28 protein-coding genes are annotated in these 24,220 nt (G+C 72.8%); 13 read left to right on the top strand and 15 right to left on the bottom strand.

Annotated features, from left to right (window positions below; translation table 11 throughout):
* Positions 1-20: 20 nt before the first annotated feature.
* Entirely contained in the window at positions 21-1,808 is a 1,788-nt protein-coding gene (locus MF672_RS13905; protein WP_242374313.1) for an alkyl/aryl-sulfatase, read from the bottom strand.
* Positions 1,809-1,952: 144 nt separating this feature from the next.
* Between MF672_RS13905 and MF672_RS13900 the strand changes: the two genes are divergently transcribed.
* Entirely contained in the window at positions 1,953-2,579 is a 627-nt protein-coding gene (locus tag MF672_RS13900; protein WP_242374312.1) for an HAD family hydrolase, read from the top strand.
* A gap of 33 nt (positions 2,580-2,612) precedes the next feature.
* Positions 2,613-3,551, top strand: a complete 939-nt coding sequence (locus MF672_RS13895) for a ribose-phosphate diphosphokinase (RefSeq protein WP_242374311.1) — start codon at positions 2,613-2,615, stop codon at positions 3,549-3,551.
* On the opposite strand, the gene MF672_RS13890 is transcribed toward MF672_RS13895, so the two are convergent.
* The gene (locus tag MF672_RS13890; protein WP_242374310.1) at positions 3,538-4,353 is read right to left on the bottom strand and encodes an SDR family NAD(P)-dependent oxidoreductase; all 816 of its coding nucleotides are present in this window, start codon (positions 4,351-4,353) and stop codon (positions 3,538-3,540) included. The two genes, MF672_RS13895 and MF672_RS13890, sit on opposite strands and share 14 nt — an antisense overlap.
* 10 nt (positions 4,354-4,363) lie before the next feature.
* Between MF672_RS13890 and MF672_RS13885 the strand changes: the two genes are divergently transcribed.
* Positions 4,364-5,092: a nucleotidyltransferase domain-containing protein gene (locus MF672_RS13885; RefSeq protein WP_242374309.1), complete on the top strand. Its 729-nt coding sequence runs from the start codon at positions 4,364-4,366 to the stop codon at positions 5,090-5,092.
* On the opposite strand, the gene MF672_RS13880 is transcribed toward MF672_RS13885, so the two are convergent.
* Positions 5,085-5,633: a TetR/AcrR family transcriptional regulator gene (locus MF672_RS13880; protein ID WP_242374308.1), complete on the bottom strand. Its 549-nt coding sequence runs from the start codon at positions 5,631-5,633 to the stop codon at positions 5,085-5,087. The genes MF672_RS13885 and MF672_RS13880 overlap by 8 nt on opposite strands.
* A gap of 76 nt (positions 5,634-5,709) precedes the next feature.
* On the opposite strand from MF672_RS13880, the gene MF672_RS13875 reads away from it, so the two are divergent.
* From MF672_RS13875 to MF672_RS13865, 3 genes are read left to right on the top strand one after another with little or no spacing between them, the layout of a single operon-like run.
* Positions 5,710-6,351: an FMN-dependent NADH-azoreductase gene (locus MF672_RS13875; RefSeq protein ID WP_242374307.1), complete on the top strand. Its 642-nt coding sequence runs from the start codon at positions 5,710-5,712 to the stop codon at positions 6,349-6,351.
* Positions 6,348-6,662, top strand: a complete 315-nt coding sequence (locus MF672_RS13870) for a DMT family transporter (RefSeq protein WP_242374306.1) — start codon at positions 6,348-6,350, stop codon at positions 6,660-6,662. The genes MF672_RS13875 and MF672_RS13870 overlap by 4 nt, the downstream gene beginning before the upstream one ends.
* Before the next feature lie 19 nt (positions 6,663-6,681).
* Positions 6,682-7,320 carry a maleylpyruvate isomerase N-terminal domain-containing protein gene (locus MF672_RS13865; protein WP_242374305.1) on the top strand — a complete coding sequence of 213 codons (639 nt, stop codon included), beginning with the start codon at positions 6,682-6,684 and terminating at the stop codon, positions 7,318-7,320.
* Positions 7,321-7,365: 45 nt separating this feature from the next.
* On the opposite strand, the gene MF672_RS13860 is transcribed toward MF672_RS13865, so the two are convergent.
* Positions 7,366-7,932 (bottom strand): TetR/AcrR family transcriptional regulator, encoded by a 567-nt coding sequence (locus MF672_RS13860; RefSeq protein ID WP_242374304.1) that lies wholly within the window; start codon positions 7,930-7,932, stop codon positions 7,366-7,368.
* A 61-nt stretch (positions 7,933-7,993) separates the two neighbouring features.
* Between MF672_RS13860 and MF672_RS13855 the strand changes: the two genes are divergently transcribed.
* Positions 7,994-9,175, top strand: coding sequence for an FAD-dependent monooxygenase (locus MF672_RS13855; protein WP_242374303.1), 1,182 nt, complete (start codon positions 7,994-7,996; stop codon positions 9,173-9,175).
* Here MF672_RS13855 and MF672_RS13850 read toward each other — a convergent pair.
* Positions 9,160-10,203, bottom strand: coding sequence for an alpha/beta hydrolase family protein (locus MF672_RS13850; RefSeq protein ID WP_242374302.1), 1,044 nt, complete (start codon positions 10,201-10,203; stop codon positions 9,160-9,162). The two genes, MF672_RS13855 and MF672_RS13850, sit on opposite strands and share 16 nt — an antisense overlap.
* A 108-nt stretch (positions 10,204-10,311) precedes the next feature.
* On the opposite strand from MF672_RS13850, the gene MF672_RS13845 reads away from it, so the two are divergent.
* Together MF672_RS13845 and MF672_RS13840 are read left to right on the top strand one after the other, a co-directional pair.
* The gene (locus MF672_RS13845; RefSeq protein WP_242374301.1) at positions 10,312-11,406 is read left to right on the top strand and encodes a sensor histidine kinase; all 1,095 of its coding nucleotides are present in this window, start codon (positions 10,312-10,314) and stop codon (positions 11,404-11,406) included.
* Positions 11,403-12,050: a response regulator gene (locus MF672_RS13840; RefSeq protein WP_242374300.1), complete on the top strand. Its 648-nt coding sequence runs from the start codon at positions 11,403-11,405 to the stop codon at positions 12,048-12,050. The genes MF672_RS13845 and MF672_RS13840 overlap by 4 nt, the downstream gene beginning before the upstream one ends.
* On the opposite strand, the gene MF672_RS13835 is transcribed toward MF672_RS13840, so the two are convergent.
* The 5 genes from MF672_RS13835 to MF672_RS13815 are packed head-to-tail and all read right to left on the bottom strand — an operon-like array spanning position 12,047 to position 17,760.
* Positions 12,047-13,051: an ABC transporter ATP-binding protein gene (locus MF672_RS13835; RefSeq protein WP_242374299.1), complete on the bottom strand. Its 1,005-nt coding sequence runs from the start codon at positions 13,049-13,051 to the stop codon at positions 12,047-12,049. The genes MF672_RS13840 and MF672_RS13835 overlap by 4 nt on opposite strands.
* The gene (locus tag MF672_RS13830; protein WP_242374298.1) at positions 13,048-14,022 is read right to left on the bottom strand and encodes an ABC transporter ATP-binding protein; all 975 of its coding nucleotides are present in this window, start codon (positions 14,020-14,022) and stop codon (positions 13,048-13,050) included. Before MF672_RS13830 ends, MF672_RS13835 begins: the two co-directional genes overlap by 4 nt.
* On the bottom strand, positions 14,019-14,900 hold the full coding sequence (locus MF672_RS13825; RefSeq protein WP_242374297.1) for an ABC transporter permease: 882 nt from the start codon (positions 14,898-14,900) through the stop codon (positions 14,019-14,021). The genes MF672_RS13830 and MF672_RS13825 overlap by 4 nt, the downstream gene beginning before the upstream one ends.
* The gene (locus MF672_RS13820; protein ID WP_242374296.1) at positions 14,897-15,949 is read right to left on the bottom strand and encodes an ABC transporter permease; all 1,053 of its coding nucleotides are present in this window, start codon (positions 15,947-15,949) and stop codon (positions 14,897-14,899) included. Before MF672_RS13820 ends, MF672_RS13825 begins: the two co-directional genes overlap by 4 nt.
* Positions 15,946-17,760: an ABC transporter substrate-binding protein gene (locus tag MF672_RS13815; protein WP_242374295.1), complete on the bottom strand. Its 1,815-nt coding sequence runs from the start codon at positions 17,758-17,760 to the stop codon at positions 15,946-15,948. Before MF672_RS13815 ends, MF672_RS13820 begins: the two co-directional genes overlap by 4 nt.
* A gap of 146 nt (positions 17,761-17,906) precedes the next feature.
* Between MF672_RS13815 and MF672_RS13810 the strand changes: the two genes are divergently transcribed.
* Positions 17,907-18,260 (top strand): ribosomal maturation YjgA family protein, encoded by a 354-nt coding sequence (locus MF672_RS13810; protein ID WP_242374294.1) that lies wholly within the window; start codon positions 17,907-17,909, stop codon positions 18,258-18,260.
* On the opposite strand, the gene MF672_RS13805 is transcribed toward MF672_RS13810, so the two are convergent.
* Entirely contained in the window at positions 18,254-18,544 is a 291-nt protein-coding gene (locus MF672_RS13805) for a heavy-metal-associated domain-containing protein (RefSeq protein WP_308210487.1), read from the bottom strand. The genes MF672_RS13810 and MF672_RS13805 overlap by 7 nt on opposite strands.
* A gap of 91 nt (positions 18,545-18,635) precedes the next feature.
* Between MF672_RS13805 and MF672_RS13800 the strand changes: the two genes are divergently transcribed.
* Complete coding sequence (locus MF672_RS13800) at positions 18,636-19,181, top strand: type 1 glutamine amidotransferase domain-containing protein (RefSeq protein WP_242374293.1); 546 nt, start codon at positions 18,636-18,638, stop codon at positions 19,179-19,181.
* Between the two features lie 150 nt (positions 19,182-19,331).
* Entirely contained in the window at positions 19,332-20,861 is a 1,530-nt protein-coding gene (locus tag MF672_RS13795) for an amino acid permease (protein ID WP_242374292.1), read from the top strand.
* A 19-nt stretch (positions 20,862-20,880) separates the two neighbouring features.
* Here MF672_RS13795 and lipB read toward each other — a convergent pair whose 3' ends face one another.
* The 4 genes from lipB to MF672_RS13775 form a co-directional block, all read right to left on the bottom strand.
* Positions 20,881-21,516 (bottom strand): lipoyl(octanoyl) transferase LipB, encoded by a 636-nt coding sequence (gene lipB, locus MF672_RS13790; protein ID WP_242374291.1) that lies wholly within the window; start codon positions 21,514-21,516, stop codon positions 20,881-20,883.
* A 103-nt stretch (positions 21,517-21,619) separates the two neighbouring features.
* Entirely contained in the window at positions 21,620-21,811 is a 192-nt protein-coding gene (locus tag MF672_RS13785) for a PspC domain-containing protein (protein ID WP_242374290.1), read from the bottom strand.
* A 60-nt stretch (positions 21,812-21,871) separates the two neighbouring features.
* Entirely contained in the window at positions 21,872-22,384 is a 513-nt protein-coding gene (locus tag MF672_RS13780; RefSeq protein WP_242374289.1) for an HAD domain-containing protein, read from the bottom strand.
* Positions 22,381-23,310 (bottom strand): AraC family transcriptional regulator, encoded by a 930-nt coding sequence (locus MF672_RS13775; RefSeq protein WP_242374288.1) that lies wholly within the window; start codon positions 23,308-23,310, stop codon positions 22,381-22,383. Before MF672_RS13775 ends, MF672_RS13780 begins: the two co-directional genes overlap by 4 nt.
* Before the next feature lie 75 nt (positions 23,311-23,385).
* Here MF672_RS13775 and MF672_RS13770 point away from each other — a divergent pair, with 75 nt between their 5' ends.
* Positions 23,386-24,195 carry an NmrA family NAD(P)-binding protein gene (locus tag MF672_RS13770; RefSeq protein WP_242374287.1) on the top strand — a complete coding sequence of 270 codons (810 nt, stop codon included), beginning with the start codon at positions 23,386-23,388 and terminating at the stop codon, positions 24,193-24,195.
* The last annotated feature ends 25 nt before the right edge of the window (positions 24,196-24,220 follow it).

Raw genomic sequence — 24,220 nt, 5'->3', positions numbered from 1 at the left:
GCCCCGTTTCCGGAACGGGTTCAGGCCGTGACGATCGCGAAGTCCGGGATCGGGTGGTCCAGCACCCCCACCAGGCGTTTCAGCGCCGCCGTGTCGCCCTCCCGCTCCACGCCCTCCACGCCCTTGCCCGCCATCAGCTCCACGAGCTGCGCCTTGGTCAGCCGCAGCGTCAGGTCGGGCGGCTCGGCGGCGGGCGGGTCCGGCTGGTGGATGAGCGCGCCGTTGGAGAGCGTCGTACGGTGGCGCTCGCCGAGGTCCGTCAGGTGCCAGTCGATGGACAGGCGCTCGTGCCAGGCGCGCGGCCCGTCCACCCGCACGGCGAGCGTGTCGAAGATCTGCGCCACGCTCAGCGCGCCCAGCACGTCCGGCACGGCCCGCTCCGGCGTGGCCGGGACGATGCCGTCGGCCAGCTCCAGCGCGCCCGTCAGGTAGAAGTTGCGCCAGGCGGCGTTCTCGGCGCCGTGGCCGAGCCGGGTGTAGACCTCGGCGAGCAGGTCGCGGGCCTCCTTGTTGCCCTCGTCGGCGAAGACCGCGTGGTTGAGGAGCTGGGCGGCGAAGCGCAGGTCGTTCTCGTCGAGGTAGCGGCGGGCGAAGGCGACCACGGCCGCGCCGCCGCCCAGGCACTCGACGTAGCGGACGGCGCTCTCCCGCGGCGGGTGCTCCCAGAGGTGGGCCGGGTTGCCATCGAACCAGCCGAGGTACCGCTGGTAGATCGCCTTGACGTCGTGGCCGGTCGAGCCGTGGTAGCCGTGGGCGTGCCAGGTCTGCTCCAGCTCGGGCGGCAGGCGGACGGCCGCGGCGATCTCGGCGGCGGTCAGGCCCTTGTTGATCAGGCGCACGGTCTGGTCGTGCAGGTAGGCGTACAGGTCGCGCTGCCGGGACAGGAAGCGGGCGATGCCGTCGCCGCCCCAGGTGGGCCAGTGGTGGGCGGCGAAGGCGACGTCGGCGTGCGGGGCGAGCAGGGCGAGCGTCCGGTCGAGGCCGCGCGCCCAGGCGCGGGGGTCGCGCACCGGCGAGCCGCGCAGCGACAGCACCGCGTGCCGGCCGTGGGCGGCGTGCTCGGGCAGGCCGAGCGCGCGCCGGTCGGGCAGCAGGAACGCCAGCCCGCCGGCGCTGAGCTGGAAGAGCAGGCGGACGCCGTCGATCGTCTCCTCCTGGCCGGTGCTCGCGACCTCAAGCGTCGGCGGGAGCAGCGAACGGGTGCCGGAGGCGGCGGCCAGGCCGAGGCCGGAGCAGATCTGGCCCTCCGGGGAGCGGGGCAGGGCGGGGCCGTGCATGTAGACGGCGCGGCGGGCCCTGGCCGGGCCGGCGTACAGGCTGTCCGCCACCGCCCGCTCCAGGAATCCGGCCGGGGCGAGGATCGGGACCTCGTCCTGGACGACGCCGCGCACGCCGCCGAAGTGGTCGGCGTGGGGGTGGGTGTAGACGACGCCGGTGACGGGGCGCTCGCCGCGGTGGGCCCGGTAGAGCCTGAGCGCGGCGGCGGCGCACTCGACCGAGCCGAGCGGGTCGACGACGACGACGCCCCTGTCGCCCTCGATCAGCGTCAGGTTGGCCAGGTCCAGGCCGCGGACCTGGTAGACGCCGGCGGTGACCTCGTACAGACCGTGCCGGGCGCGGAGCTGGGCCTGCCGCCACAGGCTCGGATGGGCGGTGTCGGGGCATTCGTCCTGGAGGAAGTCGTAGGCGTCGATGTCCCAGACGACCCTGCCGTCGGCGGTCTTGATCACGCCGGGGCTGAGCTTGGCGACGAAGCCGCGATCCGCGTCGTCGAAGTCGCCCCTGTCGTGAAATGGAAGGTCTGCCATGACTCTGCGCCTGCCCGGTACTCCGTCCCGGCTAGCTCAACAAACTTCCCGAGAAGCATGAATCTCGGGCAATTAAGGACATCCTGGGGCGACACCGGCCGCCGCTGGAGCCGTGTGATTAGCTGATCGACCATGGAAGCCTGTGTGTTCGATCTCGACGGCGTGCTGGTCGACTCCGAGCCGGTGTGGGAGGAGGTGCGGCGGGCGTTCGTGGCCGGGCACGGCGGCACGTGGCGGCCCGACACCCAGTCGCGGCTCATGGGCATGAGCACCGGCGAGTGGGCCGCGTACCTGCACGAGCTGGGCGTGCGCCTGGAGCCGGACGAGATCGCGCGCGGGGTGGTCGAGCGGATGGCCGCGCGCTACCGCGACGAGGTGCCGCTGATGCCGGGCGCCGTGGAGACCGTGCGGAAGCTGGCCGGGCGGCTCACGCTGGGGCTGGCCAGCTCGTCCCCGCGCCGGCTGATCGACGTGGTGCTGGAGGCGGCCGGGCTGGAGGGGTGCTTCGCGGCCACCGTGTCCACCGAGGAGGTCGAACGCGGCAAGCCCGCGCCCGACGGCTACCTGGAGGCGGCGCGGCGCATGCAGGTGGACCCGCGCGGCTGCGTCGCGGTCGAGGACTCCAGCAACGGGCTGCGTTCCGCGCACGCCGCCGGGATGCGGGTGATCGCGGTGCCGCACCCACGCTACCCGCCCGCGCCGGACGCGCTGGCCCTCGCCTGGCGGGTGCTGCCGGACCTCGGCGCGCTCACGCCCGACCTGATCTCGTGATTTCGGACGGTCGGTGGCTATGCTTACGGAATCGTGCGAGACATCACGGTCTTCAGTGGCAGTGCCCATCCCGAACTGGCCGAAGAGATCTGTGCCCACCTGGGCACGCCCCTGCACCCGGTGCAGGTCAGCCGGTTCGCCAACGACGTACTGGAGGTGCAGCTCCAGGCGAACTGCCGCGAGCGTGACGTCTTCCTCATCCAGCCGCTGGTGCCGCCCGTGCAGGAGCACCTGGTCGAGCTGCTGCTGATGCTGGACGCGGCGCGCGGCGCGTCGGCGGCCCGCACCACGGTGGTGCTGCCGCACTACGCCTACGCCCGCTCCGACAAGAAGGACCAGCCGCGCATCTCGATCGGCGCGCGGCTCGTCGCCGACCTGATGGTGGCGGCCGGCGCGAGCCGCTTCCTGGCGATGACGCTGCACTCGCCGCAGGTCCACGGCTTCTTCAGCGTGCCGGTCGACCACCTGCACGCGCTGCGCGAGCTGGCCGCGCACTTCCGCCGCTACGACCTGTCGAACACGGTCGTCGTCTCCCCCGACCTCGGCAACGCCAAGGAGGCCGCGCACTTCGCCCGGCTGCTCGGCACCGGCGTCGCCATGGGGGCCAAGCAGCGCTTCAGCGACGACCGAGTGGTGATCAGCTCGGTGATCGGCGAGGTGACCGGCAAGGACGTGATCATCCTGGACGACGAGATCGCCAAGGGCAGCACCGTCATCGAGCTGCTCGACCGGCTGCGCGACCTGGGCGTGCGCTCGGTGCGCGTGGCGTGCACGCACGGGCTGTTCTCCGGCGGGGCGGTGGAGCGGCTGAGCGCGCTGCCCGAGGTGGCGGAGATCGTCTGCACGAACACCGTGCCGCCGCCCAAGCCGAGCGACAAGCTGACCGTGTTGTCGATCGCGCCCGCCCTGGCCGAGGCCATGCGCAGGATCCACGACGGCGAGTCGGTCAGCGCCCTGTTCAGTACATCCTGATCACCTGGGCGGTCACCCGCCGGGCCTGGTGGGAGGCCAGGTAGGTGATGACCTCGGCCACCTCCTCCGGCTGCCCGACGGCGCGCAGCGGGCCGTGCTCGCGGGCCAGCTTCGCCACCTCGTCGTTGACCCAGCCGGTGTCGGTGATCGGCGGGTGCACCATGTTGGCCGTGACGCCGTACGGGCCCAGCTCGTGCGCGGCCGACATGGTGTAGCTCTCCTGGGCAGACTTGGCCGCGCCGTAGCTCACCTCGCTGGGGAAGCCGTGCGGCCCCTCCGAGGTCAGCCCGATGACGCGGCCCCAGCTCGCGCCCCGTCCGACGTGCCGGCGGGCGAACTCGGCGATGAGCAGCGCGGACGCGCGCACGTCCACCGCGAACTGCCGCTCGAACGTCTCGGCGTCCACCGGCCGCAGCGGGCGGCCGAAGCCGTCCTCCCCGCGCGGCGCGAAGGTGTCGCTGAGCCAGCCGCTGGCGTTGTTGACCAGGATCTCGACCGGCCCGAACGCCTTCTCCGCCAGGTCGAACAGCGTGCCGGGCGCCGCCGGGTCGGCGAGGTCGGCCTCCGCGGCCTCGGCCCGGCCGCCCGCCTCGCGGATGCGCGCCACCACGTCGCTCGCGTCGCCGGCGCGGGCCAGGTCGTAGGCTTCGGGATAGGCCGGATGCTTCAGCGGCCGGAGCCTCTTGTACGTCAGGAAGACCGCGGCGCCCTGGGCCGCCAGCGCCGTCGCGGTCGCGGCCCCGATGCCGTGATTGGCGCCGGTGATCAACGCGACCTTCCCAGTCAGGCGAGGATCGATCATAGTGGCCATCATGCACGCAGCGACCGACCGCCTGCTCAGGCATTTCCTGGAGACCGTGGAGCCCACCGTCCCCCTCGTCGCGTTATGGGCCCACGGGTCGCTGGCGACGGACGACTACCAGCCGGGCCGCAGCGACCTCGACCTCATCGCCGTCGTGGCCGAGCCGGTGACGATGGAGCAGTGGCGGCGGCTCAAGGCCGCGCACCGGGCGATCGATCTGCCGCTGGCCGACAAGCTGCACTGCTCGTACCTGGCCCGGCAGGAGCTGGCGGACCTCGCGGCCGAGCACGTGACGTGGGCGCACGAGCGCATCTTCCGCCGCCCGGTCACCCCCGTCACCCGGCGCGAGCTGCACACCAAGGCACTCCACCTGTACGGCCCGCCGCCCGCCGAGCTGCTGCCGCCGGTCTCCGACGCGGAGCTGGCCGAGTTCGTCCGGGCCGACCTGCGGGACTTCTGGCTGGTCATGACGCGCGGGCGGCGGCGCTGGCTGCGCGACGTCTGGGTCGACCTCGGCACGGTGACGGTCGCGCGGGCCGCGGTCACGCTCGCCGACGGGCGGCTGATCAGCAAGCGGGAGGCGCTGGACCTGCTGCCCGGGCTGGGCGCGCCCGAGATCGTGGTGGCCGACGTGCGGGCCCGCCGGTACGGCACGCCGCGGCCCGGGCTGAGCCGGTTCCGGCGGGCCAAGCTGGCCCGCGCGTTCATCCGGTCGGCGATCCGCAAGATCCTCACCTGAGCACGGCGGTCAGCCGGGCCAGCGCGGCGGCGATCTGGTCCGGGGTGAGGCCGAGCGTGGTGCGCTGGTAGCCGTACACCTCGGGGGCGAGGGGCGCGAGCAGCACCTCCACCAGCGCGTCGGGGCCGGGGGTGCCGGCCGCCACCAGCAGCGCGCGCACGTGGGCGCGCCAGAAGCCGTACGCGCCGGTCGCGAAGCGCGAGCGGCCCACCTCCGTGCCGAGCACCAGGTGGGCGTGGTCCTCCAGCAGGCGCACCATGGCGGCGTAGAAGGCGGCCAGCCGGTCGGCGGGGGGCGCGCCGGGGCCGAGCGGGGGGTCGCCGCGCAGCAGCCGTTCCTGGAGCTCGCGCTCGTGCTCGTCGAGCAGCGCGACGGCGATCGAGGCGCGGTCGGGGTAGCGGCGGTAGAGCGTGCCCCGGCCCACTCCGGCCTTCCTGGCGATGTCGTCCATCGTCACGTCCTGCGGCGGGCGCTCGGCGAACAGCGCGGCGGCCGCCTCCAGGATCCGCGCGCGGTTGCGGGCGGCGTCGGCTCTTTCCATGCGCCCATTGTATGTGGACACGACGTCCGCTTATAGTAAGCGGACACGGTGTCCACATAGCTGAGGAGAACCCGTCATGTTGTTGCACCTGGACGCCAGCGCGCGCCGCAACTCCTTCTCGCGCCGCCTGTCGGCCCTGTACGCCGACACCTGGCGCGCGGCCCACCCCGGAGCCGGGTACGCCTACCGCGACCTCGCCGCCCATCCCGTGCCGCACATCGGCGAGGCGTGGACGGAGCTGTGCGACCACGTCCTGGAGCACGAGATCACCGACCTCGCCCGCTACCCGGAAGCCGTCCGGACGCCCGCGCAGCGGGCCGCGTGGGCGATCGTGGAGCCGCTGCTCGCCGAGGTCGTGGCCGCCGACGTCATCCTGATCGGCACGCCGATGTACAACTACTCGATCCCGTCGGCGCTGAAGGCGTGGCTCGACCAGATCACCTTCCCCAGGATGTCGCTGGCGGGCCGCTCGTTCGTGGTGACCGGGGCCAGGGGCGGCGCGTACGGGCCGGGCACGCCGCGCGAGCCGTACGACCACGAGGAGCGCTACCTGCGCGACTTCCTGCGCGGCCACTTCCGGGTCGAGGACGTCACCTTCATCCACGCCGAGCTGGTCAACGCCCGGCTCGACCCGGCCCTCGCGCACCTGCGCGAGCAGCACGAGGAGTCCGTGGCGGCGGCCGCGGAGGCGGTGCGGAAGGAGGCGGCGGCGCGGTGAACTGGCTGATCCTGGTGCTGGCCGGGCTGGTCGAGGTGGCCTGGTCGCAGAGCATCAAGCCGACGCAGAACTTCACCCGCCCGCTGCCCACGCTGGTCTCCCTCATGCTCATGGCCGCCGCCGTGTGGCTGCTGTCGCGGGCCATGAACACGCTGCCGGTCGGCACCGCGTACGCCGTCTTCACCGGCATCGGCGCGGTCGGCGCGATCACGCTGGGCATCGTGCTCAACGGCGACCCCGTCTCGGCCGGGCGGATGGCCGCGCTCGCGCTGATCGTGGGAGGGATAGTCTTGGCCCGGGTCACGACCTGAGACACGGGAAGGGCGGCACATGGGGGAGATCAGGCAGTCGTATCTGATCGCCGCGACGTCGGCGGTGTCGTTGCTCGGCGCGCCGGCCGTGGCCGCGGCCTGGGACAAGCCGAGCGCGCTCACCGAGTTCAGCGTCGCGGGGCTGGCGGGGCATCTGGCCCACCAGCTCGTCCGGGTCCGCGACGTGCTCGGCTCCGACGGCACGGGCCACCGGCCGATCACGCTGCTGGAGCACTACTCGCGCTCGCCGTGGGTGGAGGCGGGCCTCGACCACGAGATCAACGTCGGCATCCGGCGCGGGGGCGAGGCCGCCGCCGCCGACGGCCCGGCCGCCCTGGTGGAGCGGGCCCGGGAGCTGCTCGGCGCGCAGACGGCGGCGCTGCCCGCCGAGCCCGCCGGCCGGGTCGTCTTCGTCAAGGCGTCCGGCTGGGCGCTCACCCTCGACGACTTCCTGCTCACCCGCCTGGTCGAGCTGGTGGTGCACGCCGACGACCTGGCGGCGAGCGTCGGCATCGAGACGCCCGCGCTGCCCGAGCAGGTCATCGGGCCGGTGGTGGAGCTGCTGGCCCGCCTCGCGGTGCACCGGCACGGCCCGACGGCGGTCATCCGCACGCTGAGCCGCGCCGAGCGCGCCCCGGCCACGATCAGCGCCTTCTGAGCCTCTGAGCTTCTGAGCCTTTCGGGCGCTCAGGACGAGCGCCCGTCAGGCGGTCACCATGCGCAGGGCCGCGGCCACCTCGCGGCCCGACAGCGCGCGCCCGGGGTCGAGCAGCCACTGCGCGAGGAACCCCGTCAGCAGCGCCTGGTAGAGCGCCCCGGTCAGCCGTTCCCGCTCGGGATCGGCCCCCGGCTCGCCGCCGCCGAACAGCTCGGCGAGCCCCGCCTGCGCCTCCACGCTCGCCGCGGCGAGCTGCGCGCGCACCTCCGGCAGGTGCTCGACCTGCCCCAGCAGTTCGAGCTGCGTCACCCAGAGCGGGCGCAGCCGCTCGAACGACTCCAGCACCCGGTCCCACACGGCCGCGAAGCGGTCCAGCCGGGCCGCCCCGGGCTCGATCCCGGCCGGCAGCGTCGCCGCCAGCTCCTCGCCCCACTCGCGCATGACCTCGAACAACGCCTCGTTGAGCAGCGTCTCCTTCGACTTGAAGTGGTAGCCGATCGCGGCGAGGCTCACGCCGGACGCGCGGGCGATGTCGCGTGCCGTGGTGCGCGTGTAGCCCTTGTCGATCAGGCACTGCTTCGCGCCGGCCAGCAGGTCCTCCCTGTTTCCCATGCCGGGAACGGTAGCACATTCGTCCTAGACAAGCGTCTTAGACAGTTGTACCGTTCTCGGCATGACGGACATCCTGATCTCCGGCGCGAGCATCGCCGGCACCTCCGCGGCCTACTGGCTGCGCAGGCACGGCTTCACGGTCACCGTGGTGGAGCGGGCCCCCGCCGTCCGCCAGGGCGGCTACAAGGTGGACATCCGCGGCGCGGCGCTGCGCGTCGTCGAGCGCATGGGGCTCATGGACGCGGTCCGCGCCCGCGGCACCGGCATGCGCGTCGCCACCCACTACGACGCCGCCGGCCGGCCGGTCGCGACCATGGACGCCGACCTGTTCGGCGGCCGCACCGGCGACGACGCCGAGATCATGCGCGGCGACCTCAACGAGCTGCTGTACGGGCTGACCCGCGACGAGGTCGAGTACGTCTTCGACGACTCGATCACCGCCATCGCCGACGACGGCACGGTGACCTTCGAGCGCTCCCGCCCCCGCCGGTTCGACCTGGTGATCGGGGCCGACGGCGTGCACTCCAACGTCCGCCGGCTGGCCTTCGGCGAGGAGCGGCGCTACCTGCGCCACCTCGGCCACTACATCTCGATCTGCTCGGTGCCCGACCCGCTCGGCCTGGACCGCGAGGAGGCCGTGCACGCCGCCCCCGGCCGCACCGCGAACGTCTACAGCACCCGCCAGGACCACGGCGTGGCCAAGGCCGCGTTCATCTGGTCCGCCCCGCCGCTCGCCACCGGCCACCGCGACGTCGAGCGGCAGAAGGAGCTGGTGGCCGAGGCCATGTCCGGGATGGGCTGGCAGGTGCCGCGCCTGCTGGACGACATGCGCAAGGCCGACGACTTCTACTTCGACGCGATCTGCCAGATCCGCATGGACCGCTGGTCGCGGGGGCGGGCCGTGCTGCTCGGCGACGCGGCCTACTGCGCCTCCCCCGCCTCGGGGCAGGGCACGAGCCTGGCGATCGTGGGGGCGTACGTGCTGGCCGGCGAGCTGGCCGCGGGCCGCGGGCCGGAGGGCTACGAGCGGGAGCTGCGCGCGTTCGCCGAGGCCAACCAGGCGCTCGCGGAGCCCAACCTCAAGGGCATGGTGGTCCCGTCGCGGCTCGCCCTGTGGTTCCAGCTCCGGATGATCCGGCTGCTCCCCCACCTGCCGGGCCGCGACCGCATGATCGAGCGCGTCGCCGGGCCGATCCACCGCGCGGCCAACGCCATCACGCTCAAGGACTACCTCGACGGCTGAGCCACGACCTCGGGGTAGTGCGCGACCGGCGTCTTCCTCCCGCGCAGGTGCAGGTCGAGGAAGGCGGCCAGGTGGTCGCGGGTGATGCGCAGCGCCCGCTCGCCGTCGAGCTCCTGGGCCGGCAGGCCGACCTGGGGGCGGAGCACGGCGTGATCCACGAAGGCGCTGTGGTCGGTCCCGGTGACCGTGATCCACTTCTTCTGGCCCTTCATCCCGGCCCAGGACTTCTTCCACGAGTCGTCGGTGCCGTTCCACGCGTGCGACTTCGGCGCGCCGACCAGCAGGAACGGCCGGTCGAGCCGCCTGACCAGCGGGTCGAAGGTGCCGTCCAGGTTCGCCCCCGCCTTGATGCGCCGGTCCTTCGCCAGGGCGAGGGCCGCGCTGTTGCCGCCCATCGAGTGGCCGGCCATGGCGATCCGCGAGCCGTCGATCGAGCGGCCCCAGGGGCCCGCCGTCAGCTCGTCCAGGACGAAGCGCACGTCGGCGACCCTGCTCGCGGCGACCTTCGCGCCGTCCTGGCCCGGCACGCAGGCCAGGCACGTGGTGGTGCGGCCGTCGGGGAACGTGGTGGCGGCCGACTCGTAGGTGTGCTCGACGGCGGCCACCAGGTAGCCCCGGCTGGCCAGGTCCTCGCCGAGAGAGGTCAGGGTGGCGCGGGGGAAGCTGAAGCCGGGCGACAGGACGACCAGCGGCAGCCGGCCCGCGCGGACCGGCGCGTCCTGCCCGGCGTGGGTCCTGACGCGGGTCAGCGCGTCGGGAGGCACGTCCTGGTACGGCGCGAGGACGGCGGCCGACTCCTGCGGGGTGAGGTAGGGGGCCCGTCTCCCGTTGTCCGCGCGGGCCGGGTACCAGAGGGTGACCAGCAGCTCGCGCTCGTCCGCCGCCGGGTTCCAGGGGTCGGGGCGGTCCGCGTCCACCAGGTGCAGGGCGGCGGCGCCCACGGGGAACGGACCGGTGGGGGCGGGCAGCGCGAGGTCCGCCTGCGGGGGCGTGGCCACGAGGGACAGGGCGATCAGCGTCTTCAGCATGCGTTCCAGGCTGGCGGCGGGGGCCGCGCGGGCGGGAGCGCCGATCGTCGGGCGGGACCGCTACTTTCGTCGTAAAGCCGGCGCCGGACCGGCCCTTACGCTGGTGGCATGCGGTTCGTTCTGCTCGGCGCGGCGGTTTCGGCGCTCTCGCTGCCCGTCCTCCAGGGGCAGGCGGGGGCGCCGTCGGGGTTGCCGCTGCCGGCGGCGGTCGCGGTCGCCGCGGCGGCCGGGGCGGCCGCGTGGTGGGCGCGGCGCTCCTGGTGGCCGCTCGCCGCCCTCGGGGCCGCCGCCTACGTCTGGTTCCTGCTGTGGCCGCCGCTGCTGGCCGCCTCCTACTTCGCCGGCCGCGACCTGGCGAAAGGCCGGGACTCGGCCGCGTACCTGGGGGGCTGCGCCGCCGTGTGCGGGGCGTCCGCGCTGGTCGGCGCGTGGCGCGCCGGCCCGCAGGAGATGCTGGCCGCCACCCCCGGCAACGCGCTGTTCCTGGCGGTGGCCGTGATCGGGCTGCCGTTCGCGCTCGGCCTGTGGACGCGGGCCAGGCACGAGGTGCGCCGGCGCGCCGAACGCGAGCAGGTCATGCGGGCCGAGCAGGCGAGGGCGCAGGAACGCGCCAGGATCGCCAGGGAGATGCACGACGTGGTCGCCCACCGGGTGTCGCTGATCGTGCTGCACGCCGGGGCGCTGGAGGTGCGCACGGCCGACGAGGCGGCCGCGCGAGCCGCCGCGCTGATCGGCGGGATCGGCCGGGAGGCGCTGGCGGACCTGCGCGACGTCCTCGGCGTCCTGCGCTCCCCCGAGCCCGCCGCGGCCGTCTCCGCCCCGCTGCCGACGCTCGGCGACCTCGACCGGCTGCTCGACCAGTCGCGGGCGCTCGGCATCGAGGTCGTCCGGCGCGACGAGGGCGAGGCGCGGGCGGTGGAGCCGGCCGTGGGACGGACCGCGTACCGGGTGGTGCAGGAGGCGCTCACCAACGTCCACAAGCACGCCGCGGACGCCCGCACCGACGTGCGCGTCCGCTACCGCCCCGAGGCGCTGGAGGTCGAGGTGCGCAACGGGCCGCCGCCCGCCGCCCCCGCGGGGCTGCCCGGCGCGGGCTGGGGGCTGGTGGGCCTGCGCGAACGGGTGGAGCTGCTCGGCGGCACGCTCCGCACCTGCGCCGAGGACGGCGGCGGCTTCCTCGTGGCGGCGAGGATCCCCGCGTGATCCGGGTCCTGGTGGCCGACGACGAGGAGCTGGTGCGCTCGGGGCTGCGGCTGATCCTGGAGGCGGCGGGCGACATCGCCGTGGTCGGCGAGGCTCGCGACGGCGCGGAGGCGGTCGCGGCGGCGGCCCGGCTGCGCCCCGAGGTCGTGCTCATGGACGTGCGCATGCCGGGCGTCGACGGCCTGACCGCCGCCGCCCGCCTGCTGGCCGCGCCCGGCGCGCCCAAGCTGGTCATGCTGACCACGTTCGACCTCGACGCGTACGTCCACGAGGCGCTGCGCCTCGGCGCGGTCGGGTTCCTGCTCAAGGACACGCCTCCGAGGGAGCTGGCCGCCGCCGTCCGCACGGTCGCGGCCGGCCAGGCCATGCTGTCGCCGTCGGTCACCAGGCGGCTGATCGCCTCCTACGCCGACCGCGCGCCGTCCCGCGCCGAGACCGCCCGCCGCCGTCTGGCCGCGCTCACCGGCCGCGAGGAGGACGTGATCAGGGCCCTCGCCCGCGGCCTGTCCAACGCCGAGATCGGCCGCGAGCTGCGGCTGACCGAGGCCACGGTGAAAGCGCACGTGAGCCGGGTGCTGGCCAAGCTGGGCCTGGCCAACCGGGTCCAGGCGGCCATCCTGGTGCACGACGCCGACCTCGGCTAGCTCACCGCGTCCGCGTAGTAGCAGGCCGCCTGCGCCTCGGGCCGCGCGGGCAGCACGGACAGCAGCTCGCCCCGGCACCGGCCGTCCACCCCGGCCTCGGCCGCCCGCCCGGAGGCGAGCACCTGGCAGCGGGCGTGAAAGCGGCAGCCGCCCGGGATGCGGGTCGGGTCCGGCGGCTCGCCGGTCAGCACCACCCGCTCGGGCGACTCCGGCAGCACCGACAGCAGCGCCTGCGTGTACGGGTGCCGCGGCGCGGTCAGCACCTGCTCCACCGGCCCCGACTCGACGATCCTGCCGAGGTACATGACCGCCACCCGGTCGGCGATGTTCCACGCCAGCCCGAGGTCGTGCGTGACGACCAGCGCCGACAGGCCCAGCTCGTCGCGCAGCCGGAGCAGCAGCGCCAGGATCTCGCCGCGCACCGACGCGTCCAGGGAGGCCACCGGCTCGTCGGCGATCAGCACCTTCGGGTCCAGCGCGAGCGCGCCCGCGATCACCACGCGCTGCCGCTGCCCGCCCGACAGCTCGTGCGGGTAGCGCAGGAAGAAGCGGTCCGGCGGGCGGAGCCCGGCCCGGGACAGGGCCGTGGCCACGACGTCCCGCTCGTCGGCCAGGCCGTGGATGCGCGGGCCCTCGGCGACGGCCTCGTACACGGTGTGCCGGGGGTTGAGCGAGCCCATCGGGTCCTGGAGGACGAGCTGCACCTGCCGCCGGTACGCCTTGAGCGCCCGCGAGCGGTAGTCGAGCGCGGCCCCGTCGAAGCGGACCTCGCCCGAGGAGGGGCGTTCCAGGCCGAGCAGGGTGCGGGCGAGCGTGGTCTTGCCGCAGCCCGACTCGCCGACCAGCGCGACGATCTCGCCCTTGCCGATCGCCAGGTTGACGCCGTCCACGGCGCGCGCCCTGCGGCCCCGGGAGCTGAACTCCACGTGCAGGTCGCGGGCCTCCAGCAGGGTGGGCCGCGAGGTCGCGACCGACTCGGCGGGGGTCTGCGTCTCGGTCATCGAGCCTCCTCCTTCGCCCGTACGTGCACGCAGGCCGCGCTGCGGCCGGGGCCGGCCGGCCAGAGCTCCACGTCCAGGGTGGGGCACTCCGCCAGCGCGACCGGGCAGCGCGGGTGGAAGGCGCAGCCGGTCGGGAGCTGCATGGGGTCGGGCGGGTCGCCGCCGAGCCCCTTCGGGGCCATGCGCGAGGCCGGGTCGCCCACGGTCGGGAACGCCGCCGCCAGCGCCCTGCTGTAGGGGTGCTTCGGGTCGTGGAAGACCTGCGCGGAGGGGCCGTGCTCGACGACGCGGCCGGCGTACATGACGGCGAGCTGGTCGCAGACGTCGGCGAGCACCGACAGGTCGTGCGAGATCATGATCAGCGAGATGCCGTGCTCGGCCACCAGCTCCTTGATCAGCGTCAGGACCTGCGCCTGGACCATCACGTCGAGCGCGGTGGTCGGCTCGTCGGCGATGATCAGGCGGGGCGAGCAGGCCAGCGCCATCGCGATCATCACGCGCTGCCGCTGCCCGCCCGACAGCTCGTGCGGGTAGCTGCGCGCCCGCCAGGCCGGCAGCCCGACCTGCTCCAGCAGCTCGGTCACCCGCTTGCGGGCGCCCTCCGGTCTGGCCAGGTTGTGCGTGAGCAGCGGCTCGGCGATCTGGTCGCCGATCCTGCGCACCGGGTTGAGCCCGTGCTGGGCGCCCTGGAAGATGATCGACGCCTCCGCCCAGCGGACCGCGCGCAGGCGGCCCCACTTCATGGCGGCGACGTCCTCGCCGTCGAGCAGGATCCGGCCGCCGACGCGCGCGTCCCGGGGCAGGAGCCGGAGCAGCGCCATGGCCAGCGTCGACTTGCCGGATCCCGACTCGCCGGCGACTCCGAGTGCCGCTCCGGAGCCGAGGGTCAGCGACACGCCGCGCACGGCGGGCACCTCGCCCGCCGCGATGCGGTACGTCACGGACACGTCGTCGAGTTCCAAGAGGCTCATGCGGCCCTCCTGAGCTGCGGGTTGAGCACGGCCTCCAGCGCCCGGCCGACCAGCGTGAACGCCATGACCACGGTGAGGATGGCGAGGCCGGGGATGAAGATGTACCACCAGGCCGCGTTGGTGGCGGCGCCGTAGTCGTAGGAGCCGCGCAGCATCGTGCCCCACGACGTCTTGTTGGCGCTGGCGCCGAGGAAGGCGAGCGTGGACTCGGTCACGATGGCGCTGGCGACCTCCAGCGTGGTGCTGGCCAGCAGCAGCGGCGCCACGTTGGGCAGGACGTGCCGGGTGGTGACGTGCCAGTGCCCCGCGCCGAGCGCCTTCGACCGCTCGATGTAGGGCCGGGCCTCCACCGCGAGGGTCTGCGCCCTGATGAGGCGGGCCGTCGAGGGCCAGGTGGTGATCCCGATCGCCATGATGATCGTGAACGTGCTGCCGCCCAGGATGGCCGCCAGCACCAGCGCCGTCACCAGCGACGGCAGCACCAGGAACCAGTCGGTCACCCGCATGAGCACGCCGCCGGCCCAGCCGCGGAAGTGCCCGGCCGCGACGCCGACCACCAGTCCGATCACGACGCTGAGCAGCGCGGCGAGGAAGCCGATGAGCAGCGACGTGCGCGAGCCCCACCACACCATGAGCAGGATCGAGCGGCCCGACTCGTCGGTGCCGAACGGCTCGGCGAGGCTGGGCGCCGCCCACTTCTGCCCGGTGCCCTGGACGACGCTGGTCACGTCCTCGCTGATGAACAGCGGGGCGGCGAGCGCGAGGACCACGGCGACCAGCAGGACGACCGCCCCGGCCAGCCCGGCCTTGTGGGTGCGGAACTCGGCCCAGAAGCGGCTCAGCGCGAGGCGCCGGCGCGTGGCGGCGAGGCTGGTCATGCCGACCTCACCCGCGGGTCCAGGAAGTGGTAGACCACGTCGGCCAGCGTGTTCATGACGATCACGGCCACCGTGATCAGCAGGAACGTGCCCTGCATGAGCGTGAAGTCGGGCACCCGCACCGCCTCGTAGAACAGTTGCCCGAGCCCGGGCCAGGTGTAGATCGTCTCCACCGTGACCGCGCCGCCCACGACGAACCCGATCCGCATGAACACCAGCGTCACCGTCGGCAGCAGCGCGTTCGGCACCGCGTGCCGCCGCCGCACCTCGTCGTCCCGCAGCCCCTTGGCGCGGGCCACGGTGATGTAGTCCTGGCTGACCTCCTCCAGCAGCGAGGAGCGCATGACCAGCAGGTACTGGGCGTAGACGACGGCGACCAGGGTCAGGCAGGGCAGCACCATGTGGGAGGCCACGTCCAGCACGTACGCGAACCCGTCCGGCGCGTCCACGCTCTCGATGCCGCGGAAGGGGAACAGCCCGGGGATCGGCCCGATGCCGACGCCGAGGACCATCATGAGCAGCAACCCGAGCCAGAACGTGGGCACCGACCACAGCACCAGCGACGCCCCGGTGGAGAAGCGGTCGAAGCGGGTGCCGTGCCGCCAGCCGGCCCGGGTGCCCTGCCAGATGCCGAGGCTGACCGCGATGGCGAGGCCGGTGCCGGTCAGCAGCAGGGTCGGGCCGAGGCGCTCGCCGATGAGGTCGAGCACCGGCCGCTTGTACTCGTAGGAGGTGCCGAGGTCGAGCCGCAGGGTCTTGCCGACGAAGTCGAGGAACTGGTCGATCAGCGGCTTGTCCAGGCCCAGCCGGTGACGTTCCAGGTCGAGCTGCGCGGGCGTCATGTTGCGGCCCTGCGCGAGGTTGCGTACGGGATCGCCGGGAAGCAGGCGGAAGACGAAGAACGTCCCGACGATCACCATGGCGATGCTGAACAGCGCCCCGCCGGCCTTGGACGCCGCGTAGCGCAGCGTGCCGTGGCGGGCGGGGCGGTCGTCAGCGGGGCCCGCCGCCTGGACGGCGGGCTCCGCTGACTCCAGAGGTGTGGTCATTCGCGCTCGTCTGCGGTGCTCTTGCGCCGCCTGGTCAGGAAGAAGGCGCCGAGGCCGAGGACCACCACGACACCGACGATCCCGGCGATGAGCCCGGTGTTCGAGCCGCCGCCGCCGCCCGCGCTCGCCGCCGACGTGGCCTTGACGTCCACGGTGTAGAACGGCCAGTAGCCGCTGCCGCCGTAGAGCAGGCCCTTGTCCTCGGGGATCGGGGTGATGCTGGTGATCTTGTCCTTGCGGTAGCCCTCGAGGTCGTTGGTGTAGTAGATCGCGATGATCGGCGCCTGCGTGTAGAGCCGCTCCTGCATCTGCTTGATCAGCTCGACGCGCTTGGGCCGGTCGAGCTCCTTGAGCTGCTCCTGGTAGAGCTTCTCGAAGGTGTCGTCGCAGAAGAACGACTCGGTGCCGCCGCCCTCGCCGTTGGGGGCCGGCCGCCTGCTGCACAGGTGGGTGGCCAGCACCTCCTCGGGGTCGGGGTTGACCGACCAGCCGCTGATCGCGATGTCGAACAGGCCGGTGACGCCGGTCTCCTCGGTGAACTTGCTGGAGTCGAGCTTCTTGGTGGTCAGCGTGATGCCGATCTCCTTGAAGAAGCCGGTCAGGTACTCCGCGAGCTTGTCCTCGATCGGGGTGTCGGTGTGGATGCTGAAGCGGAACTCCAGCTTGCGCTTGCCGTCGGGCATCGTGCGGACGCCGTCGGCGCCCTTCTTGTAGCCGGCGTCGTCGAGGATCTGGTTGGCCTTGGCCGGGTCGTAGGTGACCTTCTCCTCGCCGGTGGCCTCCCAGAACCAGTCCTTGTACAGCGGCGGCACGATCGAGCCGTCGGCGGGCTTGGCCAGGCCGTTCTGGACCTCGTCGACGAGCTTCTGCTTGTCGATGGCGTAGTGCAGGGCCTGGCGGACCTTGAGGTCCTTCAGCGCCGGGTGCCCGTCGCCGAGCGGCTTGCCGTCGTTGGTGGTGGCGCCGTGGTTGATCTGCAGGTACGCGGCCCGGCGGCCCTGGGTGTTCCAGGCCTCGATGTTCGGGTCGTTCTGGATCGCCTCGAACTCGGGCGGGCTGAGCCGGCCGATGAGGTCGATGTCGCCCTTCTTCAGGCCGGCGATGGCGGCCTGCGGGTTGTCGTAGAAGATGACCTGCAGCTCGTCGATCTTCGGCTTGCCCCGCCAGTAGTTGGGGTTGGCCTGCAGCTTGACGTACTGGTCCTTCTTGTGCTCGACCGCGATGTACGGGCCGCTGCTCACCGACGGGTACTTCTCGGCGTCGTAGTTCGCCATGTCGGTCACCGATTCCCAGACGTGCTTGGGCATGATCGGGACCGGGTTCTCCAGCATGGACGCCTGCGGCGCCTTGAGCTTGATGACGAGGTCCTGGCCGTTGGCCGTGACGCTCTCGAAGTTCTCGACCGCGGGGCCGTTCGCCGTCTTGGCGGCCTCGTCGGTCATCATCTTGTTGAACGTCCAGGCGGCGTCGTCGGCCGTGATCGGCTGGCCGTCGGACCACTTCGCCTGGCGGATCTTGAACGTCCAGGTGAGCCCGTCGGGCGAGGTCGTCCACGACTCGGCCAGGTCGGGGCTCGGCTGGAGGGTCTTGGAGTCGGGCACCGTGAGGTAGCCGTACATCCAGCGGTGGATCGAGGTCGAGACCAGGCGGACCGCGAGGAACGGGTTCATGGAGTCCATGGCCTGCGTCGCGCCGACCTTCAGGATCTTCTTCCCCGCCGACGGATCCTGCGCGAGGGCCGCCGTTGTGCCTTGACCTGCGATTAACACCGCCACGCCCAGCGCTGCCAGGCGCGCGAGCCATTTCCTCATGAGTGCCTCACCTTCAGGCGGGGGTTCCTGTGTATGGAAAGGCACACCATACGGAGACCGCGTGTCAACGAGACACGGAAAATTGTTTCATCTTCGTATCCTTTGGCGGTGTAAATTTTCAGTGCTCCTGGCACTACCGTGAACCGGTGCCCCGCCCGATCACCGCTCTCGCCGCCGTCCTGACCGTCGCCGCCGGGCTGGGCGTGCGCCTGCTGTGGGACGGCCCGGTGCCGAAGTACGCCGGCGACGCGCTCTACACCGTCCTGATCTACGCGCTCGTGCTGCTCGCGCTGCCCCGGACGCGGCCGTGGGCGGCCGCCCTGGCGTCGGCCGGGCTGAGCTGGGCGATCGAGTTCGCCCAGCTCGGGGAGATCCCGGCGGTGCTGCGGCCGCTGCTCGGCAGCACGTTCAACCCGCCCGACCTGCTCTGGTACACCGTGGGCGCGGGCGCCGCGTGGGCGCTCCACACGGCCGCCCGCGCCCGGCCGCCAGGTCAGTGACAGCCGCCGGAGCCGCAGCAGGACCCGCCGTCCGCCCCGCCGTTCACCCCGCCGCCCGCCAGGGGCAGCAGCTCGACCTTGCCGGCCAGCTCGTAGCCCGCCTCGTTGACGGCGGCCTCCACCGCGGCCCGTTCGAGCGGCGCCGCGCTGGTCACCGTCATGGCCCCGGAGGCCAGATCCACCTCGACCCCGCTGACCCCCGCCAGGCCCCCGACCTCCTCGGTCACGGAGCTGACGCAATGGCCACAGGTCATGCCCTCAACCTGGTATGTCGTGACAGTCATGGGACCGAGCATACCCCCTCGGGGTAAAGACGCATACATTCGACACGCCCGGATAGAGGGGAGAAAACGCACAGATCCCAGGGGAGTTCTCATGCTGAACGGCAAGACCATCGCCTTCCTCGTCGCTCCCGAGGGAGTGGAGCAGGTGGAGCTCACCGAACCGTGGAAGGCGGTCAAGCAGGCGGGCGGCACGCCCCGGCTGGTCTCCACCGGCTCCGGGCAGATCCAGGGCTTCAACCACCTGGACAAGGCCGACACCTTCGCCGTGGACGACACGGTGGACGACGCCGACCCCGCGTCCTTCGACGGCCTCGTGCTGCCCGGCGGCGTGGCCAACCCGGACTTCCTGCGCACGCAGCCGGAGGCCGTGCGGTTCGCCAAGGCGTTCTTCGACGCCGGCAAGCCGGTCGCGGCCATCTGCCACGCGCCCTGGACGCTGGTCGAGGCCGACGTGGTGCGCGGCCGCACGGTCACGTCCTGGCCGAGCCTCCGGACCGACCTCCGCAACGCCGGGGCCACCTGGGTGGACCAGGAGGTCGTGGTGGACGAGGACGGCCAGAACACCCTCGTCACCAGCCGCAAGCCCGACGACCTGAAGGCGTTCTGCCAGGCCGCGATCGACGCGTTCGGCAAGTAGCCGCCGCAGCGCGGCCCCCGCGGCCTCCCCGAGAGGCCGCGGGGCGGCCTGACAGATCCGAAACTCACTCGTAACGCCTTGTCCCTGGGCCGGAAATGGTCTAGACGTAGACCAAAAGGAGCGTCCTCCGCGCCCCCCAGGGAGACCTCAATGACCGTTGACGAGGATTCCAGGCGACTCGCCGAGCTCGGCTACAAGCAGGAGCTCGCGCGCACCTGGAGCGGATTCTCGAACTTCGCCATCTCCTTCTCCATCATCTCGATCCTCGCCGGCTGCTTCACGACCTTCGGACAGGCCTGGAACAACGGCGGCCCCATCGCCATCTCGTGGGGCTGGCCGGTGATCTCGCTGTTCATCCTCATCATCGGCCTCTGCATGTCGGAGCTGGTCTCGGCGTACCCGACGGCGGGCGGCATCTACTGGTGGGCCGCCACGATGGGCAAGCCCGTCCACGGCTGGTTCACCGGCTGGCTCAACCTCATCGGGCTCGTCGCCGTCACCGCCTCCGTCGACTACGGCTGCGCCACGTTCCTCAACATCACCCTCAACCGCCTGACCGGCGGCGGCTGGGAGGCCACCCTCCCGCAGGCGTTCCTGCTGTTCGTCGTCATCCTCGCCCTGCACGCGCTGATCAACATCTACAGCCACAAGCTGATCTCGCTCCTGCAGAACGTCTCCGTCTGGTGGCACGTCGCGGGCGCCGCGATCGTCGTCGCCATCCTGATCTTCGCCCCGGACAGCCACCAGTCGGCGTCCTTCGTCTTCTTCGGCACCAACAACAACTCCGGCTTCGGCTCCGGCGCCGACGGCGTGCCGTTCTGGCTGTACGTGCTGCCGCTCGGCTTCCTGCTCACCCAGTACACGATCACCGGCTTCGACGCCTGCGCCCACGTCTCGGAGGAGACCCACGGCGCGGCCAGGACCGCCGCCCGCGGCCTGTGGCAGTCGATCTTCTACTCGGCGATCGGCGGCTGGATCCTGCTGCTGGCGTTCCTGTTCGCCGCGACGAACGTGGACGAGCTCAACAAACAGTCCGGTTTCGTCGGCGCCATCTTCGAGACCGCGCTGTCCTCGCCGCTCGCCACCGCGATCTTCGCCATCTCCACCATCGGCCAGTTCTTCTGCGGCATGAGCTGCGTGACCTCGATGTCGCGCATGACGTACGCCTTCTCCAGGGACGGCGCGGTGCCCGGCTGGCGGCTGTGGTCGAAGGTGGACCGCAACCGCACGCCCGTCAACGCGATCGTCGCCGGCTGCGTGGTGGCCGCCCTGATCACCCTGCCCGCACTCTACGCCCCGGCCGGCCTGACCACCCCGGTCGCCTTCTACGCCGTCGTCTCGATCGCCGTCATCGGCCTCTACCTGGCCTTCCTCATCCCGATCTGGCTCCGCCTGCGCATGGGCGCCGCCTTCCGGCCCGGGCCGTGGACGCTGGGGCGCAAGTACAAGGCGATGTGCTGGATCGCCTGCGTCGAGATCGTGGTCGTCTCGATCTACTTCATCATGCCGTTCAGCCCGGCCGGGGTGCCGGGGAACCCGGGCTTCACCTGGACGTCGTTCAACTACGCGCCGATCGCGGTGGGCGTCGTCCTGATCCTCATCGCCCTGTGGTGGACCCTCTCCGCCCGCCACTGGTTCACCGGCCCCCGCCGCACCGTCGACGAGCCCGAGACCGTCTGAGACGCCGGGGCCGGCCGCGTCAGGCGGCTTCGAAGGCTTCGGCGACGACCTCGCGGACCTGCGGCATCGACGCGGTGCCCAGCTCGCGCTGCACCGACGTCATGTCGACGTCGGGCATGCCGCAGGCCACCGCCCAGTTCCACGGGGTGAGGTCGCCGTCGACGTTGAGGGCGAAGCCGTGGCTGGTGACGCCGCGGCTCTGCCGCATGCCGATCGAGATGATCTTGCGGCCGGTCTCGGTGGTCCAGACGCCGGTCAGCAGCTCGGAGCCCGGCGGGGTGTCGCGCCGCTCGGCCGGGAGGCCCAGCTTGCCCAGGGCCTCCACCAGGCGCAGCTCCACCTCGCGGACGTAGTCGACGATGCCCTCCTCCTCGCCGAGCTTGACGATGAGGTAGCCGACGAGCTGCCCGGGCCCATGGTAGGTGAGCTGGCCGCCGCGGCCGGTCTCGGCGACGGGGATGCCGTGCGAGGGGTCGGGCAGGTGGGCGGCCGGGGTGCGGCGGCCGACGGTGTAGATGGAGGGGTGGCTGAGCAGCCAGAGCGTGTCGGGCCGCTCGTCGCGCTGGCGCTGCCCGACGAGGTCGGTCATGCGCCGCATCGCCGTGTCGTAGTCGACGAGATCGTCCTGGAGGAGTGTCAGCGGCCTTGCCCTCATGCTTCGAGGATAAGCCGCCCCGGACCTGCCCGGGGACGGGGCACCCGGGCGGGTCGCGGGCGTCGGGCGCGAGGGCGGGCCGCCCTCGGCCGGTCGTCCCGGGTCACACGGTGCGGTAGCCCTTCGGCTCCTCGGGGACGAGGATCCACATCGCGACGTAGACGACCCACAGCGGTCCGGGAATGAGGGAAAGGAGCAGCCAGAGGATCCGGACCAGGGTGGGCGGGAGGCCCAGCTTGTCGGCGATGCCGCCGCAGACGCCGGCGAGGATCCTGTGCTCTCGTGAGCGGTACATGATGTTCCTTCCGTTTCTCGTTCTGTCAGGAGAACGGACGGGGCGGTCGCGGAACTCCCGTCAGGAACCCTGAGAAAACCCTGTAAGGGTCAGCCACTCATGTGCCATGCCCAGATGACGGCTGGTCAGTCCGCGTGCGGGGTCGACGTGCACGAGCAGGAAATCGCCGAGACCCTGATGGACCCTGAGGTACTCCTCGTCCTCGGCCCACACCTGGTCGTCGAACCAGACGAACGGCCGCCGCCCCGCGTACGCCGCCACGTGCGGGGTCTTGAACATCTCGCCGTGCTCACTGACCGGCCCGGCCGCGGCGTTGACGCCGATGACGGGCAGCGACGGCAGGCCGATGCGCGGCGCGATCCAGTCGTTGGCGTGGTGCTCCCAGGTCGTCGCCCACACCAGCTCGGCCCCGGTGGCGGCGGCGAGGCCGAGCAGGCGGGGGCCGTGCCGCGGGTCGAGGTGCACGACGTAGGTCTCGTCGTCGATGAGGCAGCGGAACTGCCGGTAGCCGGGGGCGGGGCGGCCGATCGGGTTGAGCACGCCGTCCACGTCGAGCAGCAGCAGGGGTTTCACCCGGCGGCTCCGGCCGGCTGCCGCCGGTACTCCTGCGGGCTCACGCCGCGCACCCGCTTGAAGGCCGCGCTGAGCGCGAACGGGCTGCCGTAGCCGACCTTCCGCGCGACGGCGCCGATCGTGGCGTCGGGCTCGCGCAGCAGGTCGGCGGCGAGCGCCAGCCGCCAGTCGGTGAGGAAGGCCATCGGCGGCTCGCCGACCAGGTCGGTGAAGCGCCGGGCCAGCGACGCCCGCGAGACGCCGACCTCGGCGGCCAGCGCGGCGACCGTCCACGGATGGGCGGGGTTGTTGTGGAGCAGGCGCAGCGCCTTGCCGACGATCGGGTCGCCCATCGCGCGGTACCAGGCCGGCGCGTCGTGGGTGGCGAAGTGGCCGCGCAGCACGGCGATGAGCAGCAGGTCGAGCAGCCGGTCGAGGACCGCCTCCTGGCCCGGCTCGTCCTTGACGATCTCCGCGCCGAGCAGGGTGGTCACCGGCCCGCCCGGCCGCACGACGAGCGGCGGCAGCGCCTCCAGCAGCCGCCTGCTGACCTCGCCCTCCATCGTGTACGTGCCGGTCAGCATGACGGTCCCGCCGTCGCGGTCGTTGCCCCAGGTGCGCACCCCGAGGTCCATGGCCTGGGCGAGGGAGGCGCCGTCGAGCGTGGTGCAGCGCTGGCCGGGGTGGATGACGATCTGCGGCTCGGTGCCGGGCCGGTCGGCCACCACGTACGGCGCCGGCCCCCGGTTGACCGCGACCTCGCCCGGCCCGAGGCGTACCGGCTCGGCGCCGTCGAGCAGCACCCACGCCTCGCCGCGCACCAGGGCGGTCACCGACAGCGGCGCCTCGTCCTGCACCCGGATCGACCACGGCGGGTCGAGGACGCAGCGGAGCAGGAACGCGCCCCGGGCCCGCGGGCCGTCCAGCAACGCCGCGAGCTGATCCATGGCTAGACGATCGCATATGCCAATGCGCTTCTCAACCATGGAGAGTCTTTCCGGTATCGCGGCTTACTAGGACACATGACGATTCTGGTTCTGGGCGGCACCGGCAAGACCGGCCGCCGCGTCGCCGACCACCTCACCGCCCGCGGCCTGCCCGTACGCCTCGGCTCCCGCTCCGCCACCCCGCCGTTCGACTGGGCGGACCGCTCGACCTGGCCCGCCGCGCTGGAGGGCGTGACGGCGGCGTACGTGTCCTACTACCCCGACCTCGCCTTTCCCGGCGCGTACGACGCGGTGCGGGCGTTCACCGGGCTGGCCGTGCGGGCCGGCGTGCGGCGGCTGGTGCTGCTGTCCGGCCGGGGCGAGCCGGAGGCGCGGGCGAGCGAGCGCACGGTCCAGGAGTCCGGCGCGGAGTGGACGGTGGTGCGCTGCGGCTGGTTCATGCAGAACTTCAGCGAGGGCTTCATCCTGGAGCCGGTGCGCGCGGGCGTGATCGCGCTGCCCGCCGACGACGTGCCGGAGCCGTTCGTGGACGCGGACGACATCGCCGACGTGGCCGCGGCCGCGCTCACCGAGGACGGCCACGCCGGTCAGGTGTACGAGCTGACCGGCCCGCGCCTGCTGACCTTCGCCGAGGCCGCCGCGGAGCTGTCGGCGGCGACCGGCAGGAGGGTGGAGTTCGTCCGGGTGACGCCCGAGGAGTACGTGGCCGCCGCCGTCGCCGCCGGCCTGCCGCGCGAGGAGGCCGAGGGCCTGGCGACGTTGTTCACCGGCGTCCTGGACGGCCGCAACGCGAGCGTCGCCGACGGCGTGCCGCGCGCCCTCGGCCGCCCCGCGCGCGACTTCGCCGGCTTCGCCCGCGCGAACGCCCCGGTCTGGAAGTCCTAACGGCACCCGGCCGGGGGCCCACCGG

Source organism: Actinomadura luzonensis, assembly GCF_022664455.2.
Classification (GTDB): Bacteria; Actinomycetota; Actinomycetes; order Streptosporangiales; family Streptosporangiaceae; genus Nonomuraea; species Nonomuraea luzonensis.
This window is presented reverse-complemented; position numbering and strand designations above follow the sequence as displayed.